Annotated in this window: 1 protein-coding gene and 1 pseudogene; both read left to right on the forward strand. The window is 40.7% G+C overall.

Annotated features, from left to right (window positions below):
- Window positions 1-112 precede the first annotated feature (112 nt).
- Window positions 113-988, forward strand: coding sequence for an OmpA family protein (locus BKK48_RS08015; RefSeq protein ID WP_077427643.1), 876 nt, complete (start codon window positions 113-115; stop codon window positions 986-988).
- 22 nt (window positions 989-1,010) lie between these two features.
- Window positions 1,011-1,977 (forward strand): annotated as a pseudogene (locus tag BKK48_RS08020) (cell wall anchor protein); the annotation flags it as partial.

Below are 1,977 nucleotides of genomic sequence, written 5' to 3' on the forward strand. Positions count from 1 at the left end.
GTGTCTTGAGTTTTTGATTTTTTCATTTTCTCAACTTTTCTCAGTATGTATGGAAACGAATATGCTGAGTTATTTTTATATATCAATAATTTAACTTTTTAAGAGGTTTTATATGAAAAAAACACTTCTTTGTTTGGGGGTCGTTGTTGCATTGAGTGGTTGTGCTCGTGATGCAAATCAACCATTAGAAATATGGAGTAATTTCCAAAATAGTAAGATTTCTGCCCAGCTTGGTGAAAATCAATCTTTAGCCGTATTTTATCGCCAAGGCGATCTTCAAGGCCCGGCTACCAATATTTATGTGAATGGCGATTATCAAGCCTCATTGCTGCCTAATGCTTATACGGCAGTGCCGGTTTGTGCGGATAAACATTTATTCAGCACTTCTTTTAGCACCAATCAAAAATTTGGTAATCGCACGAAAGGTGTCAGCCATACGTTACCAATTGGTGAAGTAGCCTATATCAAAGTGTTGCAGGAATCTAACGGACAGCTTTATCTACAACGTGTTGAGCCATCGGTTGCAGAGCAAGAAATTGCCAATTTACCGAAAGAAAACCAAACCTTATCAAGAGTACCTAATGCAACTAACTGTAAACCACCGGTAGTTATCGCAGCGATTGCTGTTGATAGTAGTGCATTATTTGCTTTCAACAAATCTGCTTATAAGGACATTTTGCCTGCAGGTCGTGAAAAATTAGAACAGTTTATGGCACAGGTGAAAAATTTAAATGTATCTCATATTGTGGTAGGAGGACATACTGATAACCTAGGAAGCGATAGTTATAACCTCGCTTTGTCAGAAAAACGAGCAAATAGTGTGAAGCAGCAGTTGCAAAAAGCAGGGATTACCGCACCGGTCAAAGCCATTGGTTACGGTAAGAAAGAACCGGTGGTGACGAACTGTGGTGGATTATCCGGCGCGGCGAAAAATCAATGTAATTTACCGAACCGCCGTGTTGAAGTGACAGTTTACGGAACGAAATAAATCTATTAGTTAAGGAATAAATATGTCGACTACATTAAAAGTATTAAGTGCAAAAAAAGTAATCGCTTCTCATCAAATTAATCAAGGCGATACCTTAGTGATTGATGCAAGAGATAAATCTAACTATCAATTAATTGACGATCAAACGGGTTTTGCTCCACAAAATATTATTGCTAAACGTGAAGGTAAAGATTTAAAAATCTTCTTAGAAGACGGTGATATGAACCCTGATGTGGTGATTAAAGGCTACTACGGAGATGAAAATTCAGAAGAAGTGACCAATTTACTCGTGGGGCAACATGAGAATGGCGGTGTTTATGCCTATGTACCGGAATCCGGTTTAAAAGCAGATGCAGTGAGTATGCTCGCTGAAGAAGTCGCTGCGCCACAAGCATTAGGTGGAGAGGATCTTGCCAGTGCATTTTGGGCGTTTAATCCATGGTGGTTATTAGCATTAGTACCATTGGCAGCAGGTATTGCTATTGCAGCGAGCAGTGGTGGAAGTAGCGGTGGCTCGAGCAATAATGGTAACAACGATACCACAGCCGATAAACCTGGAATTAAAGCAAACAATGACGGTTCTGTTACGGTCACCCCAGGTTCAGATAATACAAAAGTGAATGTCACTTTTAAAGATGAAAATGGCAAAGATAAAACTGTTACTGCAGAAAAAGGTGCTGACGGTAAATGGTCTATTCCTGATGCAGGTGATACCGGTGCAACAGTAGACCCAGATACAGGTGTTATCACTATCCCATCAGATAAAGTGAAAGATGGTGAACCAGTGAATGCCAAAGGTACAAATGATGCAGGTAACACTGCTGATGCTGACCCAGTGAATGCAGGTACTGATGCTCAACCTGGGGACCCTGCTGACAAACCAACCACTACCTCACCAGACATTGATGGTACAGTCACCGCAAAACCAGGTGATGACAACAACAAAGTTGAAGTGACTTTCAAAGGTGAAGACGACCAACCGAAAACGG

This window comes from Rodentibacter heidelbergensis (assembly GCF_002000125.1).
GTDB classification, from domain to species: Bacteria; Pseudomonadota; Gammaproteobacteria; order Enterobacterales; family Pasteurellaceae; genus Rodentibacter; species Rodentibacter heidelbergensis.